Raw genomic sequence first — 22,504 nt, 5'->3', positions numbered from 1 at the left:
CCCAGCGAATGCGCTCAATTAGAACTTTATTTATGCTGCTGTTTTTGGCGATGGGGATCTGTTCTATTGCCATGTTGTCTGTCACGCAAAAGGTGGCGGAGCTTCGAACCCAAAGTCGAGATTATCAGCAAGATCTCTATCGGTTTTACCGTCTTTCTCAAGAGCTCAAACAAAGCTCAGATCATTTGACTAAGTTTGCACGAGCTTACGTGGTGACCGGAGATGATTACTGGGAAGCGCTGTTCAACAAGGTGCTGGATATTCGTGACGGCAAATTGCCTTTGCCTGCGGGAAATGAATACGAGTATTGGGATCTCGCTGCCAGCTCTGCCGAATATGTTCCACCGTTTACCAGCGAGACAGGCGTCCCGCTACTGCAAAGGCTACGTGATTCTGGCATCAGCGCCACCGAGTTTCTTGAGCTGAAAAGCGCCTTAATGCTGTCGGATAACTTGGTGAATCTGGAGCGTGAAGCATTTTTAGCCGTAAAGGGATTTAAGTTGGAGCCTGATGGTAAGGAGTTTTATACGGGCAAACCGGATCTGCCTTATGCGCAATCGTTGCTGTACGGCAAAGTCTACTTTGAAGAAAAAGCCAAGATCATGAAAGCGATCGGCTCGGCGCATCAAGCGATCGTTCACCGTATTGAAGGCAACATAGAGCAAACCGACACTCAGGAGCTGCAATACCAGTATGTATACCGAGTGTTGGTGGCCATTTTACTTGCATCGATCGTTGTTTCGTTCACGCTGTTGTGGCGTTTGTACATCAGCCCATTGAGTAAGCTACTACGTACGGTGGTGAATCAAGTAAAAGCGCAAGATTACGCTTTTACGATTACGCAAACCGCGTATGCCGAGCTGCAAAAATTCATCGACAGTTTGAATGTGGTCTTCCACCATATTTCCGAGCAGCTGAGCCAAAACACCTTAGTGAAAGATTTCAACATCGTGCTGCGAACCAGCCAATCGACGCAGTCTTTGTGCCATGAAGTCACGCAGTTTCTGCTTCATCAATTTCCTGTGCAGCAAGTCAGTATTGCGATCTACCGCGATGACAAACTGATTCGTATTGCCGGGGCGGGTTATGACGATACCATCAGCCGTGAAATCAGCGATCAGAGCTCAACGCAGCTCAGCGTGTTGCTGTCCGATAAACCCTACAGCATGAAATCGTTGCAGGGAAAATACACCACGCACGTCAACGGAGGCGTGCTGGAACTGAATGAAATTTACTATTTCCCATTGTGCGTGAACAAACAGCCGGTGGCGCTATTGGAACTCGGTACGGTCGATACGCTTACCCCGTTACAGTATCAATGGCTATCACAGATGCTGGATGATCTTTCTGTGAGTATTCAACTGAGCCAGAATGTGGAGCTGCAAAGAAAAGCGGAGCAGAAAGTACTGGAACAGTCGCAGCTCAATCAAGAAATCCTCAACGCGACCCCCAATCCGATGTACTGCCTCTCAGCGCAAGGCAAGTATTTAACCGTCAATGCCAAATTCAGTGAGTTGACGGGCTTGGCGATGCACGAAATTGTCGGACGCACCCCGATAGAAGTGTTCAGCCAGCAAGACGCTTCGCATCATTTTACCCAGGTACATCAAGAGCTTAGCCAAGAGCAGTGCAGTAAGAACTATGAGCTGTCGCTGCTCGATAGCCAAGGTGGATGCCGCGATATGTTGGTCTGCGAAGCGTCGTTCAATAATAGCCAAGGTCGTGTTTCTGGGATCGTGGGGATCTTGTTGGATCTCACCGAGCGCAAGCAGATGGAGTCAGAGCTGCGAGATGCGAAAGACACCGCCGATGCGATGAGTCGAGCGAAAGGGGATTTCCTCGCCAATATGAGTCATGAAATCCGCACCCCGATGAATGCCATCTTAGGCATGGCGCATCTTGCGCTCAATACCGAACTGGACCCTTCCCAACGCAAGTACCTCACACGCATTAATGAGTCCGCGAAGAACTTACTGGGCATCATCAATGACATTCTCGATTTCTCCAAAATTGAAGCGGGCAAACTGAGTGTCGAGTCGATTGATTTCAGCTTGGATGAAGTGTTTGAAAATTTGACCAACGTGATCTCGTTTAAAGCACAGGAAAAAGGCATTGAGTTCTTGTTGGATATCGATCCAAGAGTGCCAGTTGGCTTGGTGGGTGATCCCCTTCGTCTTGGCCAAGTGTTGGTGAATTTGTGCGGAAATGCGGTGAAATTTACCGAAAAAGGCGAGATCTTGGTGTCGGTCATGCCGGAGTCGCAATCCAGTGATGATGTGACGCTCCGCTTCTCGGTGAAAGACACCGGCATCGGTATCGATAAAGAGAAAATAGCCGATCTCTTTAACGCTTTCTCACAAGCGGACACCAGCATTACTCGCGAGTTTGGCGGCACAGGATTAGGGCTTAGCATCAGTAAGCAGTTGGTGGAACTGATGGGCGGGCAATTGTCGGTCAGCAGCGCCGTCGGTATGGGGTCGACGTTTACCTTTACCATTCACTGCGGCTTGCAAGAGGCGAAAATGCGCGACATAGCGAAACCAATTAGTGGTTTGGCAGGCAAACGCGCCTTGATTGTCGATGATAACGATTCCGCACGAAACATTTTAATGACGCTACTGAGCGCGATGCAATTTGATGCCAAAGCGGTGAGCAATGGCTTCGAAGCCTTAGACGAGCTCCGCCAAGGCGCCTTTGATATGGTGTTTGTTGACTGGAACATGCCGGGCATGAACGGGTTAGAGCTGTTGCAAACAGCCCATCAAGAGCGATTGCTTGCAGAAACGAAAAACTTCTTGGTGACCGCCTATGGACGCGAAATTTCCATGGATGAAAACAGCAGTAAGCTGGTGGATTCTTTAATCGTCAAACCAGTGAATCCGTCCAATTTGCTAGATGCCATTATGGACAGCTATGGCATTGAACACGTGACGCGAAGCAGCACAACCGTGACGTTTGAGAAACCGGTGTTTGATGGACAAACCTTGTTACTGGTGGAAGATAATGAAGTGAACCAAGAAGTGGCGATTGGTCTTCTTAATGGTACAAATCTCAACATTATCACCGCAGATAACGGCAAGTTAGCCATAGAAGCACTCGAGCATCATCCGATCGATCTGGTTTTGATGGACATGCAAATGCCGGTGATGGATGGCATTACCGCCACCAAAGCGATCCGCGAGCGAGCTGAGTGGGCAACATTGCCGATCGTCGCCATGACGGCCAACGCGATGCAAAGCGATGTAGAACGATGCCATGAAGCGGGCATGAATGACCACGTCGCAAAACCCATCAATGTGCATAATCTTTACCAAGTGCTTTCTCAGTACTTGTCGGCAAGCAACGCAGCGAGTCACACCTCGTCATCACATTCGACCTCGAGTTCACAGAGTACCCCGGATCGGACAGCCTCTGCCGATGAAGACGATTTGCCCACTTTATCCGGTATTAATCTAAAAGAAGCGATTTTTAACACTGGCGGGAATAAGGAAAGTTATTTGTCGATTTTAAGTCGTTTTTTAGAGATGCAATTGGAAGAGTTGCCTATGTTTAAAGAGGTAGTGGAAAAAGAAGATTGGGATATGGCGGCGCGTATGGCTCATACCCTCAAAGGCGCTGCAGCCAATCTTGGCGTCACTCCTCTTGCTCAGCTGGCAATAAAAATGGAGAAGAGCATCGATCATCGCAGTAAAACCGTGATCGGTGAGTTGGAATTAGCGGGTGTCGCGCTCGATAAGCTGCACGCACAATTATCGGAATGGCAAAAACGGCATGTCAATGTGAGTGAGCAAGAATGCGAAGAAGCGGCAGAGCTCTACAAACGGCTGGTCGAGCTTGTCGAGCAATACGATGTGGCGGCGGTGGATGTGATTAAGCAAGCCAAAGATTGCGATGTGTGGACGGATGAGCAAAAGCAGCAGCTTATCAATGCCATTGAAAGTTTTGAGTTTGAGCAGGCTAAAGAGATGCTGGCGGCATTTCCAAAACCTGAGTAAACGGAGAAAAAGCGCAACGACGAAGAGCGAAGCGTTAATGATAACTGGAGGGATGCTGTTCCCCAATTCCCTATAACAACAACGTAGTTGGCAAAGTTAAATTAACAAGGAATGAACAGTATGAATATCAATAGCACGATGAAACTGGTGTTTGGGGTCATTGGCCTTGGCATCGTAATCAGTGTGGTAACGGTGTTGCAGCTCAACGGATTACTGCAAAAAGTGAATCAGATGTCGCAGGTCCGTTATCAATCGTATCAAGCGGCAGATGAGCTACGCCAAAGCTCTGACGATTTGACACGTTTAGGGCGTACTTATGTGCTGACAGGTGATGAAACCTACGAAAAAATGTACATGGACATCCTTGCCATTCGAAATGGTGACAAACCGAGACCGCAAAACTATCACACCATCTACTGGGATTTGGTGTTGAACTATGGGCAAAAACCCAAAGCCGATGGTGCAAGAATCTCACTACAAAAAATGATGGAAAATCTGGGCTTCACCCAATCTGAGTTTCAACTTCTTAAACAAGCCCAACAAAATTCCGATGCTTTGGTGAATATGGAAGTCAAAGCGATGAATGCGGTGAAGGGGCTCTATCCGGATAGTTCTGGCAACTACACTCGTCGAGCAGAGCCAGATATGGCAATGGCGGCGAAACTCTTACACAGTAAAGAATATCACCAAGAAAAAGCCAAAATCATGGCGCCGATTGATGAGTTCTTTAAAGAGCTAGAAGCGCGAACCAATCGTCAATTTGATGCAGCAGCGCATGATGTCACGACGACCGTGATGATCGGCAATGTATCGCTGATTGTGGTGTTTGTCATTGCGATCATCGGTTATGTGTTGGTTAACCGCAAAGTGGTAAAACCCATCGACCAAATGGCCAATATTTTAAAAGAAGTCGACGTCAATTCGGATCTAACTTTACGTGTGGATGACAAGAGCAATAACGAGCTTGGCGTTATCGGCACCACCATTAACAAAGTGTTGATCAGCTATGCGAAAACCATCAATAAGATCAATCAGGTGAACGACACCATTTCCAACATTTCTGAAGCGATTCAAAGCATTACGCATAGAAACATTTCTATGGCGGGTCAGCAGAACCAAGAGATGGAGATGGCGGCTACCGCGATGGAAGAGATGACAGCGGCACTTTCGAATGTGGCACAAAGCACCAACATGGCTGAGCAGTATGCGGGCAGTGCAGAAAAAGAGGCTTCCACCAGTAAGTCGGTCTTTGATAAAACCACGCGAGAATTCTCGGTGCTTGAAGGGGAGTTCACCAACACCTCGCAGATCATCCAGCAATTGGCGGAAGAGTCCAATAACGTCGGTAATGTGTTGGATGTGATCAAAGCGATTGCCGAACAAACCAACTTACTGGCACTGAATGCGGCGATAGAAGCGGCGCGGGCAGGGGAACAAGGCCGTGGTTTTGCGGTGGTGGCAGATGAAGTGCGTTCATTGGCACAACGTACTCAAGATTCCACCGGTGAGATTGAAAGCATCATCATGACATTGCAAGAGAAAGCGAAACAGTCAACGTCGACCATTCAAAGCAGTGCCGATAAGATGCAATCAACGCGATCCAATATGGGGGTTGCTAACGAGGCCTTAGGCACCATTCAAGGTTCTGCGGTTGAAATTCATAAACTGAACACGTCGATTGCCGCAGCAACCGAAGAGCAATTGGCGGTCAGTGATGAAATCTCCAGTAACTTGGCCAATATCAAAAACCTCTCTTCAGAAATGAACGAGGCGATCAATCAACTTGGTCCAATTGTCGTCGATCTGCAACGTAACGTTGACGATCTCAACGGTGTTATTAAACATATTCGTACCTAACCGAATCCCCCTTTTGCCAGTGGTGCGGCGAGTGAACCGAGCTGGCAAAAGGGGGCTGTTCGTGGAGGCATTCTGTTTATGAGAAAGCCCGTTTATAAGAAAGCCCGTTTATAAGAAAGCCCGTTTATGAAAAAAACACCGCCAACCAAATGGTTTGTTCGCTGGGCGTTGTCCAGCGAACTTTGTGTTTTTGATGGGCCGGAATAAAAAGATGCTCCCCTTTGGTTAAGTGCACGATATTCCCAGCTTCGAACTCAATCTCCCCTTCACCTTGTAAAATCACGACCCATTCATGTTCCTCTTGATCATACCAGCCGGTTTCTGGGGAATGATGTCCGTGGGACACAATGCGTTCAATACGCACATTATCCAGCTTGAGTATGTCATCAAATTGTTCTTGGTCTAACGAGCTCGGTAAGTTGTCGAAGAGATTTTGTATCATCGGTTGCTCCTTCATTGTCAAGGGATAATCAGCCAGGTACCACAATCAGGCCAAACGACTCCAACAGCTGAGCTTGTTGCCAGTCACATATCTTCGCACCGTGCAGTGACACGCGGCGAACATCCAGCCCATCGAGTTCGATATGGGTTAAGTCACACTCTTCAACAATGAAGCTGCCCCATTGCTCTGGGGAAAATTCGCCTCGTGATAAATCAGAGCCTTTGAGACTGGCACCCGAAAGATTGGCGCCTCGCCAGCGATTTTCAAACAGATCACACTTTTCTAACATGGCGCGTTCAAAATTACTGTAATTCAAGTTGCAGCCAGTGATGTAGGCGGAGCAAAAATAGGCTTTATGACTAATGCGATTCGAGAAGTTGGCTTGGCTGAAATTGGAGCCCTTTAAATCGCATTCGCGAAACTCAATGCCGAAACAGTCTGCGCCAGTAAATTGAGCCATTGCCATCATACAGTGCTTAAAACTGGCCTCTCGCAGTTTGGTGTAGCGGAAACTGCATCCTTCTATGGATGACGCTTCGATAAAACGACAATGGATAAACTGGCTGTCGGTGAGATCGGCTCGATCAAAGTTGCACTCAATGAAATGGCAGTGGTCAAAAATGGCTTGCTGCAAATCTTGGTTTGAGAAATCTTCGCGATGGAAGTGTTGCCCTTGGTACTTCATATCAACTCCTTAGTTGAGCCAAGGCTATCATCTTAAGTTATTGAAAATCCACAAAAATAGCTTGTTTAAAAACAAAGACTTACAAGTGGCTTAAATCGCCAAAATAAGGGGTCTAGAAGCGACTCTAACCCCTTTGTTTTTTTGTTTTTCTATGGGCGGGTCTAGAAAAAAGTTTTGTTGCTCCTCGTGCGTAAGAGGGCGAATTTCAAAGTGACATCAATGACCGCTATTGCTCAAACTCAATCTTAGTAAAATGAGGATTTTCTGTTAGCGCTTGCATGGTTAAAATCATGTCGGTCGGTACCCACAGTGCATCTCCTCCCGTCTCGACTTCCAAGCACTCCTGCTTATGTTCATTAAAACCAGTGTTGACTGGCACGCCAGAGATCTCGCTGCCGTCTTTTAACGTGAGGCAAACCCCGATACGGTAGAGACAAGCGATTTCCAAATAGTCATATTGATTGCAACTGATCATTGAGTTTCCTCTAAAGGGTTGGTCTGTGCTTGCAGGTGATCGAGCTCTGTCTGCCATATGGCCAACAGACCTTACACATGGCCAACAGACGTTAGTGGTAACGTCACTCCGTGCGGGACAACACTTCTGGATTGACGATATTTTGCGCTTGGCCATGAGCAAACGCCACAATATTGTCGAACGCATAGCGGAAGTATAGTTCATAACTGTTTTGTTCTACGTAGCCGATGTGCGGCGTGCACAATACGTTGGGCAAGGTCAGAATCGGTTCTTGCGCCATTGTCGCGGGTTCATGATGATAGACGTCGATGGCCGCGAACTTGTCTGAGCGGAGCTGCATCTCTTGAAACAGAGCACCCGCTTCCACTAACTCGGCTCGGCTGATGTTAACAAACAAACTGCCCGGTTTCATCGCGGCCAAATCGGAAGCTTTGACAATGGCGTGTGTTGCCGCGTTGAGCCGCAAATGCAGAGAGACAATATCACACTGTTGGAAAAACGCTTCTTTGCTGTCAGCGGCGAGAAAGCCATCCTCTTGCGCTTGGCGACGTGAGGACTCACTGCCCCAAACCATCACTTGAAGACCAAAGGCTTTGGCATAGCCCGCGATACGTTGGCCGATTTTGCCATATCCCCAAATGCCGATGGTTTGACCATGCAGCGTTCGACCTAAACGGTGCGTTTGATTTTGTTGCCATTCACCTTGCTGCAACTGCTGCGCGTAGCTGACTATCTCTCGGCTTGCAGCCATGATCAGTGCCCAGCAAAGCTCTGACGGAGCAATTGGCGAGCCCACGCCTTCTGCCACCGCAACGTTGGCATGATTGCACGCGTGAAGATCCAAATGATTACTGATTTTCCCTGTTTGGCTAATGAGTTTTAAGTTTGGCAGCTTCGCTAAGAGGGAAGCGGTGATGGCTGTGCGCTCACGGATCAACACCAAGGCATCAAATTCAGTTAGCGCGCTGGCGAGGATGGCCTCATCAGTTTCAGTGTGGTGAAACACGGTTACCTCAAAGGGAGCGAGTGCGGCAAAGCACTCAAGCTGACGAACTTGATCTTGGTAGTCGTCGAGAATGGCGATTTTCATAGTTATTTCCTACATGCATGTAACATTAATAAATCAAATTTGTAACTTTATTTCTGAGATGACTGTCCCATTTATCTTATTGATAAATCTGCGTAAAAAAGAAAAAGCACAATTTTATTACTAGTGTTTATCGCTATGATTTATAAAATTAAATTTGAAACGAAATCGCAGTGAGATGGATTCTTTGTATAACATTGCGTCAGAGTTTCTATACAGGGCGTAAAAACATTTTTTTGGTGAAGTTGGCTGGTGGTTATTTTCTGAACCATGGTTGTTGAGCTCGCAGTGTCTGCGAGCCTTCGGGAGGAACCCGAAGAGATAAAATACAACATCAACAGGAAATCGATAATGAAACACAACCAACGTCATCGTCTCGGTCTTATGATTGCCGCAGTCATGTGTTCTCTTCCAGTCACCGCTGCAGAAATGGTGTCCGTCTCCGATAGTGCCGTATTGGAACAGGCTTTATCCGTTCAAGCTCGTAGTCTCGCGCCAGTCGAAAATGGCTTCGAGGCGGTTAAAACGATTCAACTGCCGAATGGCAAAACCAAAGTTCGATATCAGCAAACCTATTTGGGCCTGCCTGTGTTTGATACCGCCGTTGTCGCGACAGAAGGACGCTCAGGGTTGAGCAATGTGCATGGCACCATGGCACAAGGTTTGGCAGCCGATCTGCCTTCTGTGTCGGTTAATCTTGATCAGCAACAAGCCATCGCCCTCGGGAAGCTGCGCCACCAAGCGCAGCATGCCAATGCTAAAGCGCTCAACACCGAGAACGAAACCGCACAACTGATGGTGCGTTTAGACGCAAACAACAAAGCTCAATTGGTCTATTTGGTGAGTTTCTTTGTCGCGGAAGAAGAGCCTTCTCGCCCCTTTATGTTCATAGACGCCAACAGTGGCGAGATATTGCAGGTGTGGGATGGCTTAAATCATGCGCAAGCAGGCGGTACTGGACCTGGAGGCAACAGTAAAACGGGCCGTTATGAGTTTGGTACTGATTACCCAAGCTTTGTCATCGATAAAGTCGGAACGACTTGTACGATGGAAAACAGCGTGGTGAAAACGGTCGATTTACAAAACCGAACTTCGGGCTCAACAGCGTACAGTTACAGTTGTCCAGGAGCCAGCAATTATAACGATCACAAAGCGGTCAACGGCGCGTATTCGCCTCTGAACGATGCACACTACTTCGGCAAAGTGGTGTACGACATGTACAAAGATTGGATGAACACCGCACCATTGACGTTCAAGCTGACGATGCGTGTCCACTACAGCAGCAATTATGAAAATGCGTTTTGGGATGGCTCTGCGATGACGTTTGGCGATGGTGCGTCTACCTTCTATCCGTTGGTGGATATTAACGTCAGTGCCCATGAAGTAAGCCATGGCTTTACTGAGCAAAACTCAGGTCTGATATACAGCAATATGTCGGGAGGCATGAATGAAGCCTTCTCTGATATTGCGGGTGAAGCGGCAGAGTTTTACATGAAAGGCAGTGTTGACTGGATCGTTGGCGCAGACATCTTCAAGTCGAATGGCGGTTTACGCTACTTCGACCAACCCTCAAAAGATGGCCGCTCCATCGATCACGCGTCTCAATACTATGATGGCCTCAATGTGCATCACTCCAGTGGCGTGTACAACCGCGCGTTTTATCTGTTAGCCAATAAAACTGGTTGGAATGTGCGTAAGGGTTTTGAGATTTTTACCTTAGCCAACCAACTGTATTGGACGGCAAACAGTACGTTTGATGCGGGAGCCTGCGGCGTGGTCAAAGCGGCTCAAGACATGGGTTATAACAGCAATGATGTTGCCGAGGCGTTTAACCAAGTGGGCGTGAATGCCAGCTGTGGTGTCACACCGCCAAGTGGTAATGTGTTGAAAAACAACACGCCAGTGAGCAACTTAACGGGCAATAAAGGTTCGGAAGTCTTCTATACCTTTACGGTCGATCGTAATGCGACGGCAATCGTGTCCATTTCTGGCGGCAGTGGCGATGCCGATTTGTATCTCAAAGCGGGCAGCAAACCGACCACAAGTTCTTGGGATTGCCGCCCTTATCGTTACGGCAACAACGAAAGTTGTTCCGTCAGTGCGGCGCCGGGGACCACTTATCACGTGATGATAAAAGGCTACAGCAACTACAACGGTGTGACGTTAAAGCTACAATATTGATCTGACGTTAGAGATACCGATATGAGAGGAGGCACCGTCGTGTGCCTCTGTTTTCGTTACCGTTCTTAGTTAGATACGGTTGCTAGAATCCTGAACCCGGCTGTTTGAGAAATTCCACCTCTTCCGGAGTGCTCTCGCGGCCTAAAATGGCATTGCGGTGAGGGTAGCGGCCAAACTGATCGATAATGGCTTTGTGGCGCAGCTCGAAATCGTAGTTGTGCTCCAGCCCAGGTTGTGCAAATAAGCGCACCGCTTCTTGATGGATGAACGGCGATTCACTGTGCATGTATGGCATGTAGAGAAAGCTTTTCTCTTGGAGTGACAGTTCGCCATCGGCTCCGAGGGCTACGGCTTCCTGAGCGAGAGCCAGCGCCAGCGGATCTTGAGCGAAGGCTTGTGGCGTGCCACGGAAAACATTTCGAGAAAATTGATCGAGCACGATGATCTCTGCCAACCGTCCTTGAGGATGTTGCCGCCATTCTACCAATTCACACTGTGCCGCTTGCATTAACAGCGAGCGAAACTTATCAGTGATCATGCGATCGGTATCGTCACCGCCAGAAAACCAATCTTTCGGTTGTAGCTGTTCAAACCAAAATGTCAGAACCTCACTGTACATGACTCTCTCCTTAATAATTTCTGTTTAAAAAGCGAACTGTAAATAGTTGGTATTTTTGCTGCGAGGGAGACCGCAAGAACCGTCACGTGTTAGCGCAACAAGTCCCATATACTAAAAGAAAAACGTAACAGGGACGTTATGGAAACACAGTTGGCGAAATACACGCAACAAAGCTTTTTTACCCACCCCGGCCAATTTCTCAATACAGAACATCCGATACCAGACGATATTGCCGCAATGGTTCGTTTGGTTCAGCATAACCTGATTCATGCCTACTGGCTTGAAAAATATGGCGTCTCCAAGCCATTCAGCGAGCGGTTTAGTGAGATGCAACTGAGAACGGCGCAAGAGATCTTGGCAGAGTTAGCCAAGCGTACTGAAGGATGGGTATTAGGTGATAAACCGCAAGCCAAACGAGTGATTGGTATCTGCCGGGATTTCTCACTGCTACTGTGCAGTTTGCTGCGTCATCATGGTATTCCTGCGCGGTTGAGATGCGGTTTTGCTTGCTATCTACGCCGAGGAAAATGGGAAGATCATTGGATTTGCGAGTATTGGCATACCCAGCAGCAACGATGGATTAAGGTTGACCCACAGCTAGATGACATTCACCAGCAAGTCTTGAAGTTCGACTTTGACCCACTTGATCTACCCGATGGCATTTTCCTGACGGCTGGTGAGATGTGGCTGGCCGTTCGAGAAGGCAAAGTGGTAGCAAAGCGATGTGGCATTATGCAGCTTCGTGGCACGCCCTATCTGAAAGCCAACCTGGTGCGCGATTTATTTGCGCTGACATCAATGGAACTACTGGCTTGGGACTGCGGTTGGGGGATGATAGAACAACCGATGCATCCTATTGCGTCGGAAAGCGAATGGCAGTTGTTGGATGAGCTGGCGCGGATGAGTGCCAACTCGGATAGTGAGATGGCCAGCGATTACACGCAACATCATCAAGCGATATGTCTGCCCGAGCAATGGTGTTGGAGCCAAGCACCAACGATAGCCCAGCTGTTTGACCGAGCCAGTGAAGAGCTCTACTGAGAACGATCAGACGTATCTAGCCATGGAGGCAGGCAGTGGCTTTAACCGATGGTCCAGCAAGGTCAGGTTAGAGTATAGAGCTAACGTGAGCGGTGTTTGAAACAACGAAAAGTCAAACTGTCTCGTCATTGCTACCTTTGAGGAATCCGTAATATTTATTGAGTAAAAACGTATATTTATCTTTCCATACAGTTCAGATTCGTGGCCAGTCTATGGCCGCGATAACGCCAGTTACCAATTGGTATACTCTATGTGTTTTTGGAATAAAGCTTTGATTTTTAATGCCTAAATATTTGGTATGGCGTTCAATAATAAGATGAAAATCAAATTGTTGGTGAAGAAAACAGCAGAGACTGGATCATAATCCAGACATTTGATATGGTCTCTCACCAAATCTAAATTCATAAATTGTTACAACTGCTCAACATCGTTTTAAACGAGATTCGGTTGTATCGTATTGATATTAGAGCTTTTGTTCTGTTTCTTCCTCTGGCCAAACCAATAAGAAACAGTGTCAGGTGAATGACTGTTGGATGAGTTGTAGACAGAGCGATGAAAAACGGAGCTGAGCGGGTCAACGTAGCGGTTTCTGATCAAGAAATCGAAAAAATGGACATGCTACTAAAAAGCATCGATACCGACATGGCCGTATCGATGTCCTATGTTAGGCGTGCTCAAGGGGTCTCATTTGAACAACTGGAAAGTCGCTTTTCTGGTATCAATGGCTCTACGCTCAAGCGCTACATGCAGCAAAGTTACCCATCAATGCGACCCATTCACGTCGTCGCGGCACTGACGTGGGTGATGATGGTCCCCATGACGACGTTTTATTATGGCCTGAAAATGAAAGAACAGTATCGTGGCATGGATGACAAAGCCATCGAAGCGTTGCTGTGTATCGGCCGTTTGCCCAGTGATCAGTTCAATCTCTATTTAGAGTTGGTGGCGAATTTAATGGACGAAGCCACACGGCAAGAGTTTCTCGCCTTTAAAGCGGATCTGGAATCCCAATGCTCGTTATTGGCCAACTATAATGACTTATTACCCCCGCCTGTCTTAGATATTCACGCCTTTGCCATTGATTACTACCGCTCGGTTGCCATCACCGTAAAACGTTTTCGAGAGGAGTACAATATTCCGGTCGAAACCATTTCTCGAGTGCTTGGGTTGTCGGAATATCAGTATCATATCCTAGAAGATGTAAACAAAATTCGTGATTTTCCCGTTGCTATCGGCTTTCGAGTTAAGCTCGGTTTCCACTTAAGCTCACACGTTAACTTTACTAGCGAGATGCGTCAGTTCCCAGAGTTCCATCAACTGCGCCAAGTGCAGCACGTTCGCGATATGCTGATTGTCGAGGCCATGAGCAAGCTGCGTGGAGCCAAGAAAAAGAGCGCTATCGAAATATTGAGTCATTTATCAAAAGTGTACACATAGAACTGTGATCTGTATCGACTGAGTGAAAATAACCAACTCAAATTACACAGTGACTTGAGTTGATTATAAATCACTGAGAATTGAAAATAGCCACTGTAATTAGATTAAATTGGCCAGAGTTCTCTTTAAGGAAATTGCCGAAGCGGCTTGTGCGATCATAATAGCTGCGACCGTTTCTGGGTGTTGTAAGTGAACAAGATGGTCCGCATTTTTGATCACCACAAAATGGCTATTTTTAAGTACGGATGCAAATTCATAGGCGACCTCTTTAGTAACGTAGGGATCATATTCACCCACGCAAATCGTGCAGGGAATATTGATGTTTTTAACATTAGTTGGGGTATGAACTAATAGCCTGACGGAGTTTTCAAAAAATACGTCAATGCGTTCTTGGTGCATTTTAGATATTTCTCGTTCGGTGGCGCGAATAATCGCCTTGTTACGTGGAATATCCGGATGTTGAATGGTCAGAGAGTGCGTAAAACTCTGCGCAAAATGGTTCGGGCTGTGCATCGCGGCGGCGATCATCTGTTTGGTGGCGAGACGCCCTGAAGAGGGGATGCCGGGGACACCGCCACAGATAGAAAGGCTCAGCACATTTGGCCAGATATCGACAAGCTCCACAGCCACAGCGGTGGCATACGAAAAGCCCATGACATGGGCTCGATTCACGCCAAGATGGTCGAGTAACTCTTTGAGCATCAAGGCTTGCTGGCGAATCGATATAGTGGAATCCAGCGGAGCGGTACGACCGGTTCCTGGGACTTCAATGGTGAAAACATTTAAGTGGCTAGCAAACGCAAGGGAAAATTGCTGCACGCTTTCAATGTCTTGCAAAGCGCCAAGCAAGAATACGGCAAATTGGTCACTTTCTTGATGGCGATAGGCCGCGTAGCGATAGTGATTGCCGTTCAGGACTATTTTATGGATATCCATAGTGTTCTCCTTTTATTAAAGAAGTACACAATATAAATGATGATAAGAATGAGAAGTTTGGGTTAGGTGCTACAATGAAAAACGAAGATTTGGAACAATATCTTTCTCAGGCTGAACAGCCTGTTAAAGACTTTATGGCTGAAGTGCTAGAAACTCTTGGAAAAAAAGTAACGAAAGAAGAAGAACCCTTAATTAAGCTTCAGTATTTTGGTGCCAATATAGAAATTAAATTGACCTCTTTTGAAGGGGTTTACGAATTAGAACGTCATCATATTAATATGTAATTTAACAATAAAAAAGCCAGCTTTCGCTGGCTTTTTTACATTTAAATTATTCAGGCTGGTTATTTCTTTTGTGTTTTGGCACATAATTCAAAATTGAAATTGGCACGGCTTTCTTCGGGGTAAATCCTTCCACTTCTCGGCGCTCAAGCAGGTGTCCGAGACGACTCTCAATCATGCATAGGTTTTTGAAGTTATCCTTTGAAACCAATGAAATCGCTTCACCCTTGGCATTGGCACGACCCGTACGGCCAATTCGGTGGACATATTCATCGGCAGGGAAAGGCAAGTCGTAGTTCACCACGCGTGGTAGTGCTTCAATATCGATACCACGAGCAGCCACGCCCGTTGACACCAAGTATTTGATTTTTCCCGCTTTAAAATCTTCCAGCAGTTGCTCTCGCACCGCTTGGCTGCGGCCACTGTGAAAGGCTTCGGCCACGATGCCTCGTTTTTCCAACTGAGAGACCAGCTTGGCGGCACCATGTTTGGTCTCAATAAAAATCAAGGTTTGATCCCACTGATTTTCTTTGATCAAGTGACTGAGCAAGGCCGATTTTTGGTCTTTGTCTACGGTGATGATCCATTGCTCTATGTTAGATTTAGACGCTTGCTTCGCGGCAATGCTGATCTCGAACGGATTGTGAATGGCGCTTTTGGCCAGATCACGCACTTTATTCGAGAGGGTGGCAGAGAACAGCAAATGCTGAATGTTTTCAGGCAAACGATCGAGGATCTTATTGATGTCATCAATAAAGCCCATGTCGAGCATGCGATCGGCTTCATCAAGCACTAACATCTCGATTTCTTCGAAATAGACGGCGCGTTGACCGTACATATCCAGCAGTCGTCCTGGCGTGGCGACAAGAATATCTAAACCTTCAATTAAGGCTTGTTTTTGCGCTTTTTCGTCAACGCCACCGAACATGGCCAATGAGCGAAGCGCTAGGTTTTGCCCATACTGTTTGATTTTTTCGTCGACTTGGATCGCCAGTTCGCGTGTTGGAACCAAAATAAGGGCGCGGATACGCTTTTTCTTTTGTGTTTGACCATGACGCAATTTCTCAAGCATTGGCAGAACAAAACTGGCGGTTTTACCTGTCCCCGTTTGCGCCGCCGCAATCAAATCTCGGCCTTCTAGAATGACAGGAATGGCTTGGGTTTGAATGCGAGTGGGTTTTGGGTAGCCAAGTGTATCAATGGCGTCAGTGAGCGACGCACACAAGCCGAGTTGAGTAAAGGACATAGTTAATCTCAAACGAATAAAGGTAGCTAGAATGCAAAGGGCTGCATTCTAGCATAGTACAAGTCAAAACGCTGTTTACAATCAATGCTGATTCGCCAAGGTTTGTTCACCCATGGCGATCAGCACATCAAGAATACGTTCTCCATCCGCACGCAGGCCGTTGTGTTCATACTCATTGGTGATCCAGGCTTTGGCGTTCGGTATTAAGGCCAAGGTTTCACGGCTAAAATCCATTTCAACAAACATATCGTCCGCGTAGACCGCACAACTCACAGGGACGCGGTTTTGCGCCAGTTGCTCTGCGTCATAGAGTGGCGTCCAATCCACTTTTGCCGCTAACAATTCAGCCGCTTGTTTGAGAGGCTGTAGGGTCGCGTATTGTTCAAACATCCAAGGAAACACCATTTCGCCAGTGAAATAAAACGCTTTGCCTTTTTGATAATTAAACGCTTCAAGTGATTGGCGCACGCGATGTGCACTCCATTGAGAAGCAAAGCCTTGGCAATAAATGGATTCGTGTAATAGGGCGTAAATCGGGTTGGTGTGGAAAGATTGCTGCTGCAGCATTTGATGCAAAAATTCGTAGCGCAGCACGGTTTGACCATTGAGCTCGATAAAGGCGTTTTCCAACAAGTAATAGGTTGAAAGGAAGGTGTCACTCATGCCGAAATGAATGCCAAGCTGTTGAAACTGTTCAACCGTAAAACGCTGTCCGTTTGGCAGATACTCGTCGTTTTCCAGCAGATGATCTGCAATGCGCTGGCATAGTGCTTGAGCTTGGGGAAATTGCGCGAAAAAGGCTTGGTTTTTGTCCATCGTACGCTTGAACGTCGCCTGATAAACCTCATCGGGATGACGAGAGAGAGAAGGCACACCACCAGTGATATAACTTTGCAGCAAGCTATCTGGATACAGGGAAAGATAGGTCAGGGAGCAAAAACCACCAAAACTCTGGCCGAGAATTGCCCATTTATCGACGCCAAACTGCAGGCGAATAAACTCCGCATCACGCACGATATTGTCGGCGCGAAACAGGCTGAGGTAGTCCGATTGCTGCTCAGGCGTGAGATGAGCAAGAGTCTGGTGGCTGATGACGCTACTGTTTCCTGTCCCACGCTGATCAAGCAACAAGACGCGGTATTGCTGCAGTGCTCGTTTTATCCAGCCACTATTGCCCATCGGCCTCCCCGCAGGAAAACCAGGACCGCCCTGAAAATAGACCAGCCAAGGTTTGTTTGCTGCATTGTCGCCATGTTGATTCACTTCTCGCGCGAAGATCTCAATGGTACCTTTGGACGGATCATCATAATCAAGCGGAACGGTAAAAAAATGAGGGACAAATTTTAATCCTTGATGGACGTAATGAGGGAGCGAGGGCATGGTTTCTTTCCTTGTAGAGTGTCCTGACTGACAACAGTCATAGTGGCGGGAGTATAACGGAAATCGCTGCCCAGTTTAATCGTGCTCGATGCCTGATGTGTGTCAGCTTCGACTTGCTTACGGAGTCTGTGGCTTGACGTATTTTCAAAAAAAATTTGAAAAAGAATTCACTGCTTGATGGTTTTTCACTGTGCTTCAAACGCTTACAGTACTCGCAACAACATTGAGTCTTAACCTATTACCGCTATTTTATCGGAGAAAAATATGACTATTGTTCAAGCTGCCCAATCCCGCTACTCCACCAAAGCCTTTGATGCTTCGCGCAAATTGCCTGAAGAGAAAGTCGCGGCAGTGAAAGAGTTAATCCGCATGAGTGCGTCCAGTGTCAACTCGCAACCTTGGCATTTTATTGTCGCGAGCAGTGAAGAGGGAAAAGCGCGCATCGCCAAAGCAACACAAGGTGGTTTTGCTTTCAATGAGCGCAAGATTTTGGATGCTTCTCACGTTGTGGTGTTCTGCGCCAAAACGGCGATTGATGAAGCGTACCTACTCGACCTTTTGGAAAGCGAAGACAAAGATGGCCGCTTTGCCGATGTCGAAGCAAAAAATGGCATGCACGCTGGTCGTTCATTTTTCGTCAACATGCACCGCTTTGACTTGAAAGACGCGCATCACTGGATGGAAAAGCAAGTTTACCTCAATGTGGGGACGCTGCTATTGGGTGCTTCTGCGATGGAGATCGACGCGGTGCCAATTGAAGGCTTCGATGCCAAGGTGCTTGATGAGGAGTTTGGTCTGCGTGAGAAGGGCTTTACCAGCGTGGTGATTGTGCCGCTGGGTTACCATAGCGAAGACGATTTTAATGCTAAGCTGCCAAAATCACGTTGGTCAGCAGAGACTGTTTTTACCGAAATCTAACGATGGGTAACGCATGATGATCCATTTAATTGCTGAAATAAAAGCGCATGCGGATCGTGTTGACGAGGTACGCGGTTTGCTGCAATCGCTCTTGGAACCCACGCGTCAGGAACAAGGCTGCTGCCAGTATGAGCTGTTTGCGGACAACCAAATTGAGGGGCTGTTTTTAATGCAAGAAATTTGGTGCTCACAGCAGAGCCTAGATAGACACATCGCCAGTGAGCATTTTCAACGGTTTAAAGACCGTATTGAAGAGGAAGAATTACTGGAATACTTGCACCTTCGCCCATTAACCTTCGTCGCCTGAATAGTCGCAGAGTTCAATGGCTGCCAGTACTGCCTTGCGCTGCTGGCAGCATTTTTGTTGGACGAATTCCTGAAACTGCCGCATTAACGGCGTGAGCGCTCGGCGATCCGTGCACATCATGTAGATCGGCACCGAGCCGCCATCCCATTCTGGTAAAATGCGTACCAATTTACCTTCCAAAATATCTTGGCTGACGTCCATCAGCGATTTGTTGGCGACCCCTTTGCCTTTCAATGCCTGTCGATGCACGACTTCACTGTCATTGGTGGTTGGATTGCCACTGACCAGAACATGCTCACTTTGCCCTTCGAAATGCAATGTCCATTTGTTGTAAATCGCCCCAGACACCATATAGCACAGGCAGTTGTGTTGCAGTAAATCACTCGGATGCAAGATGGGGGGCTGACTGGCTAAATAATCGGGAGAGGCGCACAAAATGCGCTCATTGGAACGACAAAGAGGGATGGCAACCAGATTGGAGTCTGCGGGTTCTCCATAGCGAATCGCCAGATCGACAGGTTTGGAGTACATATCGGTCAGGCTATCGGAAAGGTCGAGTTTGATGGTCACTCGAGGGTGTTGTTCGATGAATTCGTCAATCCACTCCAGCAGCATATTGCGACCAAAATCCGAAGGAGCGGTGATGTAGAGTTGCCCGGCCAACTCGCCTCGCGCGCTGTTGATTTCGTCTAGGCCGTCTTGGAGTAAACTCAATGCCGCGGTGGTTTTTTGCAGAAACAACGCGCCGTCACTGGTTAAGCGCAAGCTTCGTGTTGAACGAACAAACAAGGGAAAACCGACTTGCTCTTCTAGTCTTTTGATGGCGGCACTGACCGCAGCTGGAGTGAGATCAAGACTATTGGCGGCCTGCGAGAAGCTACCTTGTCGAGCGGTTTCCACAAAAATATTGAGATCGTTGAGCGCTTTCATGCATCGAAGTGAACGGCGAATAATGGGGTACGACTATAGCGTATTGATAAAAAAAATGCCTCATCCAATCGAGAAGAGGCATACAAAAGAAGAGAGCATCATTGCCCGCCGTTCAAGCGTGGCTTCTGTTTGCTGCCACTCTATTGGGGCAACGGGCGTTAATGCGTTTTCGTCATCAAAACGGCTGGGTAACAAACCGCTTGAAAAGAAGTGTAGCGAAACCATTGATGGTTTGTCTGTAAGTCATTGTAAGCGTTATGACTTTTTAGCTTCGATACTGAAAATGGCATCGCGCAACACGGTGGGTAGCTGTGTTTTGCATTGGTTTTTAAAATCGAACATGACGACGGTTGCACTGCCTGTGGTGGTGACTTTACCCATCTTTTTGCTGACCACTTGATACTCCATGGTGAAACGGTCTTCCCCTACCTCACTGACGCGAGAACCGATCAATAGCGTATCCGGAAACGTCACCGGAATACGATATCGGCACTGGGTTTCGCTGAGTACCGGACCAATCTGATTGCGCTTAATTTCATCCATTAGATTGATTTTATTGAAATATTCAATCCGTGCTGTTTCGAAATAGCGAAAATACACCACGTTATTGATGTGTTGTAGGGCATCCATTTCCCCCCAAGCGACGTTGATTTCGGTAACAACCGGAAAATCTTGCAGTAGTAATTCCATATCGTTGTGATTCCGTGACCTTGATAGCTGTTTTGAGTCTTTATTCTAAATTTTATTAATAGAGTGTGTAATGATGCATTTAACGTTTTGTAAATAAAATGATTAAAAATTGTTGTTTGTTGTGGTGTTTCCACTTTACTTAAAGAGATGTGGCGGTTACTTTTTGCATAACCGTGTCAGAGTGAGAGGTAGATATGGCTGAACTGAAAATCACTGAACATCGAGATTTTGCGAAGGCCGTGGTAGAAAAGCGCACCGATTGGACGGGGGAGCTTTTTAGCCTACGTGTTACTGGTACGCATTTGGATTTTAAAGCGGGTCAATTTACCAAGCTAGCTTTGCTGGATGAGCAAGGCCAAATGGTGAGCCGTGCCTATTCTCTGGTCAATGCCCCTTCGGTGCTGAATGATTGGTTGGAGTTTTTGATCGTCTCTCACCCGCAAGGAAAACTCACACCGAAATTGCAATCGCTCAAAACTGGGGATGAGATTTACGTGGGCAAAAGCGCTCATGGTGATCTCACTTCCGACATCATTCCCAAAACCACCGAAGACCTCTGGCTTTTTGCCACAGGGACTGGCATTGGTCCTTTTCTTTCGCTCCTCGATGACATTACCCATCAACCTCGTTGTGATCGCATCATCTTGGTTCATTGCGTACGATATGAAAAAGATCTTGTCTATCGCTATCTGATTGAGCAGTTGAAAGAGCTGTATGGTGGCCGTTTAGTTTACGTGCCCATCGTGTCGAGAGAGCAAGTACCGAACACGCTACATGGTCGAATTCCGGCATTGCTCTCTTCTGGGATACTGTTCCATCACCTTGGCATGGAGATGTCAGCCAAAACCAGTTTTGCCATGTTGTGTGGTAATCCTGAAATGATTAAAGACACCTCTGCGGCGCTGCAAAACTTGGGTTTGGAAAAATACCGTCGTCAAACAGGGGGAAACATTATTTTTGAGCGTTACTGGTAAAAATCAGTGCAATGCCGCCAAGCACGAGTGCGCTGGCAACAGTGCTCACGATAGTCAGCGGCTCATTTAACCAAATCACCCCAGCAGCCATCGCAATCACAGGGACAGAGAGTTGTGCAATGGACGCTTGCAGCACCGATAACGATTTCACTGCCATGTACCACACCACATAACCAATCCCAGACGCCAACACACCAGAAAGCATAGCCCAAACAATGCCATTGACGGATACGGATGAGGCATTTAGTAGCCAAAACCCACACAGCAGTGCCAGTAAGGATGCAAAGCTAAAGCCTTGAGCGATGGCTTGTGTGGGCGATTGTGCCTGTTTGCCCAATAAGGTAAAAATCGCCCAGCAAACCCCAGCTATCGCCATCATAAACGCATCTATCGCATTGGGTGTTTGTGCCGAAGGCGACATTAAAACGATAAACCCACTGATGGATAGAGCGACGCCTCCCCATTCCAATTTAGAAGGGCGATGGCCAGAAAACAGGTGGAAGGCGATGAGGCTGAATTGCACAACCGCAAACAGAATCAATGCACCAGTACCGGTAGTGAGCCCGACGTACGCATAGGAAAAGGCAACGGCGTAACCAAACAACGCGACACCAGCCAGCACACTTGTTCGGCTTAAAAAGGTTGATTTGCTCAACAGTTGGCGCATTTGACCAGCTTGGCTAAACGATAAGATAACCAGTAAAGTGACCGCGCCTGACAACAAGCGAATGAAAGTAAAGCTACCCGGATCAATGCTTTGTTCTGCCAGTGCTAAACGACAAAAAACCGAGTTTGCGGCAAACGCGATCATCGCGATGGCCGTTAATGGGAATGCAGACATCGTTCTCTCATTTGGTTGTTTTTTCTATTTTAGTTTGGATAAGACCGAAGTGGTGGTGCTGAGCTTTCAGTAAAGAGCAAATAAAAACAATGCTGATGGAAGAAGCTTAGGTATTGGTCGTTCGAAATCAACGGCGAGCAACGAAGGGCTAAAAAGATCGGGAGAGAGGGTAGAGTGGTTGT

20 protein-coding genes are annotated in these 22,504 nt (G+C 47.3%); 9 read left to right on the top strand and 11 right to left on the bottom strand.

Going from position 1 to position 22,504, the window contains the following annotated elements:
• Positions 1–8: 8 nt before the first annotated feature.
• Entirely contained in the window at positions 9–3,995 is a 3,987-nt protein-coding gene (locus VV1_RS19685; RefSeq protein WP_011081886.1) for a response regulator, read from the top strand.
• Positions 3,996–4,115: 120 nt separating this feature from the next.
• Complete coding sequence (locus VV1_RS19680) at positions 4,116–5,852, top strand: methyl-accepting chemotaxis protein (protein WP_086016965.1); 1,737 nt, start codon at positions 4,116–4,118, stop codon at positions 5,850–5,852.
• 124 nt (positions 5,853–5,976) lie between these two features.
• On the opposite strand, the gene VV1_RS19675 is transcribed toward VV1_RS19680, so the two are convergent.
• From VV1_RS19675 to VV1_RS19660, 4 genes are all read right to left on the bottom strand, one after another.
• The gene (locus VV1_RS19675) at positions 5,977–6,309 is read right to left on the bottom strand and encodes a cupin domain-containing protein (RefSeq protein ID WP_011081884.1); all 333 of its coding nucleotides are present in this window, start codon (positions 6,307–6,309) and stop codon (positions 5,977–5,979) included.
• A gap of 13 nt (positions 6,310–6,322) precedes the next feature.
• Positions 6,323–6,979, bottom strand: coding sequence for a Qnr family pentapeptide repeat protein (locus tag VV1_RS19670; protein WP_011081883.1), 657 nt, complete (start codon positions 6,977–6,979; stop codon positions 6,323–6,325).
• Positions 6,980–7,205: 226 nt separating this feature from the next.
• Positions 7,206–7,511, bottom strand: coding sequence for a Rho-binding antiterminator (locus tag VV1_RS19665; RefSeq protein ID WP_011152684.1), 306 nt, complete (start codon positions 7,509–7,511; stop codon positions 7,206–7,208).
• Between the two features lie 46 nt (positions 7,512–7,557).
• A complete protein-coding gene (locus VV1_RS19660; protein WP_011081881.1) occupies positions 7,558–8,544 on the bottom strand; it encodes a D-2-hydroxyacid dehydrogenase family protein in 987 nt (328 codons plus the stop codon).
• Positions 8,545–8,892: 348 nt separating this feature from the next.
• Between VV1_RS19660 and VV1_RS19655 the strand changes: the two genes are divergently transcribed.
• Entirely contained in the window at positions 8,893–10,722 is a 1,830-nt protein-coding gene (locus VV1_RS19655) for a M4 family metallopeptidase (protein ID WP_011081880.1), read from the top strand.
• A gap of 82 nt (positions 10,723–10,804) precedes the next feature.
• Here the strand turns inward: VV1_RS19655 and VV1_RS19650 are convergent, their stop codons facing one another.
• Positions 10,805–11,341 (bottom strand): DUF924 family protein, encoded by a 537-nt coding sequence (locus tag VV1_RS19650; RefSeq protein WP_011081879.1) that lies wholly within the window; start codon positions 11,339–11,341, stop codon positions 10,805–10,807.
• Positions 11,342–11,479: 138 nt separating this feature from the next.
• Between VV1_RS19650 and VV1_RS19645 the strand changes: the two genes are divergently transcribed.
• Entirely contained in the window at positions 11,480–12,382 is a 903-nt protein-coding gene (locus VV1_RS19645) for a transglutaminase-like domain-containing protein (protein WP_011081878.1), read from the top strand.
• A 552-nt stretch (positions 12,383–12,934) separates the two neighbouring features.
• Complete coding sequence (locus VV1_RS19640) at positions 12,935–13,819, top strand: hypothetical protein (protein WP_011081877.1); 885 nt, start codon at positions 12,935–12,937, stop codon at positions 13,817–13,819.
• Positions 13,820–13,918: 99 nt separating this feature from the next.
• Here the strand turns inward: VV1_RS19640 and VV1_RS19635 are convergent, their stop codons facing one another.
• The gene (locus tag VV1_RS19635; RefSeq protein ID WP_011081876.1) at positions 13,919–14,755 is read right to left on the bottom strand and encodes an alpha/beta fold hydrolase; all 837 of its coding nucleotides are present in this window, start codon (positions 14,753–14,755) and stop codon (positions 13,919–13,921) included.
• 74 nt (positions 14,756–14,829) lie between these two features.
• Here VV1_RS19635 and VV1_RS19630 point away from each other — a divergent pair, with 74 nt between their 5' ends.
• On the top strand, positions 14,830–15,039 hold the full coding sequence (locus tag VV1_RS19630) for a hypothetical protein (RefSeq protein WP_011081875.1): 210 nt from the start codon (positions 14,830–14,832) through the stop codon (positions 15,037–15,039).
• A 46-nt stretch (positions 15,040–15,085) separates the two neighbouring features.
• On the opposite strand, the gene VV1_RS19625 is transcribed toward VV1_RS19630, so the two are convergent.
• A complete protein-coding gene (locus VV1_RS19625; protein ID WP_011081874.1) occupies positions 15,086–16,282 on the bottom strand; it encodes a DEAD/DEAH box helicase in 1,197 nt (398 codons plus the stop codon).
• An 81-nt stretch (positions 16,283–16,363) separates the two neighbouring features.
• Positions 16,364–17,662 (bottom strand): alpha/beta fold hydrolase, encoded by a 1,299-nt coding sequence (locus VV1_RS19620; protein WP_011081873.1) that lies wholly within the window; start codon positions 17,660–17,662, stop codon positions 16,364–16,366.
• A gap of 264 nt (positions 17,663–17,926) precedes the next feature.
• Between VV1_RS19620 and nfsB the strand changes: the two genes are divergently transcribed.
• Positions 17,927–18,580 carry an oxygen-insensitive NAD(P)H nitroreductase gene (nfsB, locus tag VV1_RS19615; RefSeq protein ID WP_011081872.1) on the top strand — a complete coding sequence of 218 codons (654 nt, stop codon included), beginning with the start codon at positions 17,927–17,929 and terminating at the stop codon, positions 18,578–18,580.
• Between the two features lie 16 nt (positions 18,581–18,596).
• Positions 18,597–18,887: a putative quinol monooxygenase gene (locus VV1_RS19610; protein ID WP_043921179.1), complete on the top strand. Its 291-nt coding sequence runs from the start codon at positions 18,597–18,599 to the stop codon at positions 18,885–18,887.
• Here the strand turns inward: VV1_RS19610 and VV1_RS19605 are convergent.
• Positions 18,870–19,817 carry a LysR family transcriptional regulator gene (locus VV1_RS19605; RefSeq protein WP_011081870.1) on the bottom strand — a complete coding sequence of 316 codons (948 nt, stop codon included), beginning with the start codon at positions 19,815–19,817 and terminating at the stop codon, positions 18,870–18,872. The two genes, VV1_RS19610 and VV1_RS19605, sit on opposite strands and share 18 nt — an antisense overlap.
• Positions 19,818–20,072: 255 nt before the next feature.
• Positions 20,073–20,507: an acyl-CoA thioesterase gene (locus VV1_RS19600; RefSeq protein ID WP_011081869.1), complete on the bottom strand. Its 435-nt coding sequence runs from the start codon at positions 20,505–20,507 to the stop codon at positions 20,073–20,075.
• A 194-nt stretch (positions 20,508–20,701) separates the two neighbouring features.
• On the opposite strand from VV1_RS19600, the gene VV1_RS19595 reads away from it, so the two are divergent.
• Entirely contained in the window at positions 20,702–21,481 is a 780-nt protein-coding gene (locus VV1_RS19595; RefSeq protein ID WP_011081868.1) for a ferredoxin--NADP reductase, read from the top strand.
• On the opposite strand, the gene VV1_RS19590 is transcribed toward VV1_RS19595, so the two are convergent.
• The gene (locus tag VV1_RS19590; RefSeq protein ID WP_011081867.1) at positions 21,459–22,322 is read right to left on the bottom strand and encodes a DMT family transporter; all 864 of its coding nucleotides are present in this window, start codon (positions 22,320–22,322) and stop codon (positions 21,459–21,461) included. The two genes, VV1_RS19595 and VV1_RS19590, sit on opposite strands and share 23 nt — an antisense overlap.
• Positions 22,323–22,504: the final 182 nt, after the last annotated feature.

It is taken from the genome of Vibrio vulnificus CMCP6 (assembly GCF_000039765.1).
In the GTDB taxonomy this organism is placed as follows: Bacteria; Pseudomonadota; Gammaproteobacteria; order Enterobacterales; family Vibrionaceae; genus Vibrio; species Vibrio vulnificus_B.
The sequence above is the reverse complement of the archived record's forward strand: the minus strand, read 5'-3'. Positions and strand labels throughout refer to the sequence as shown.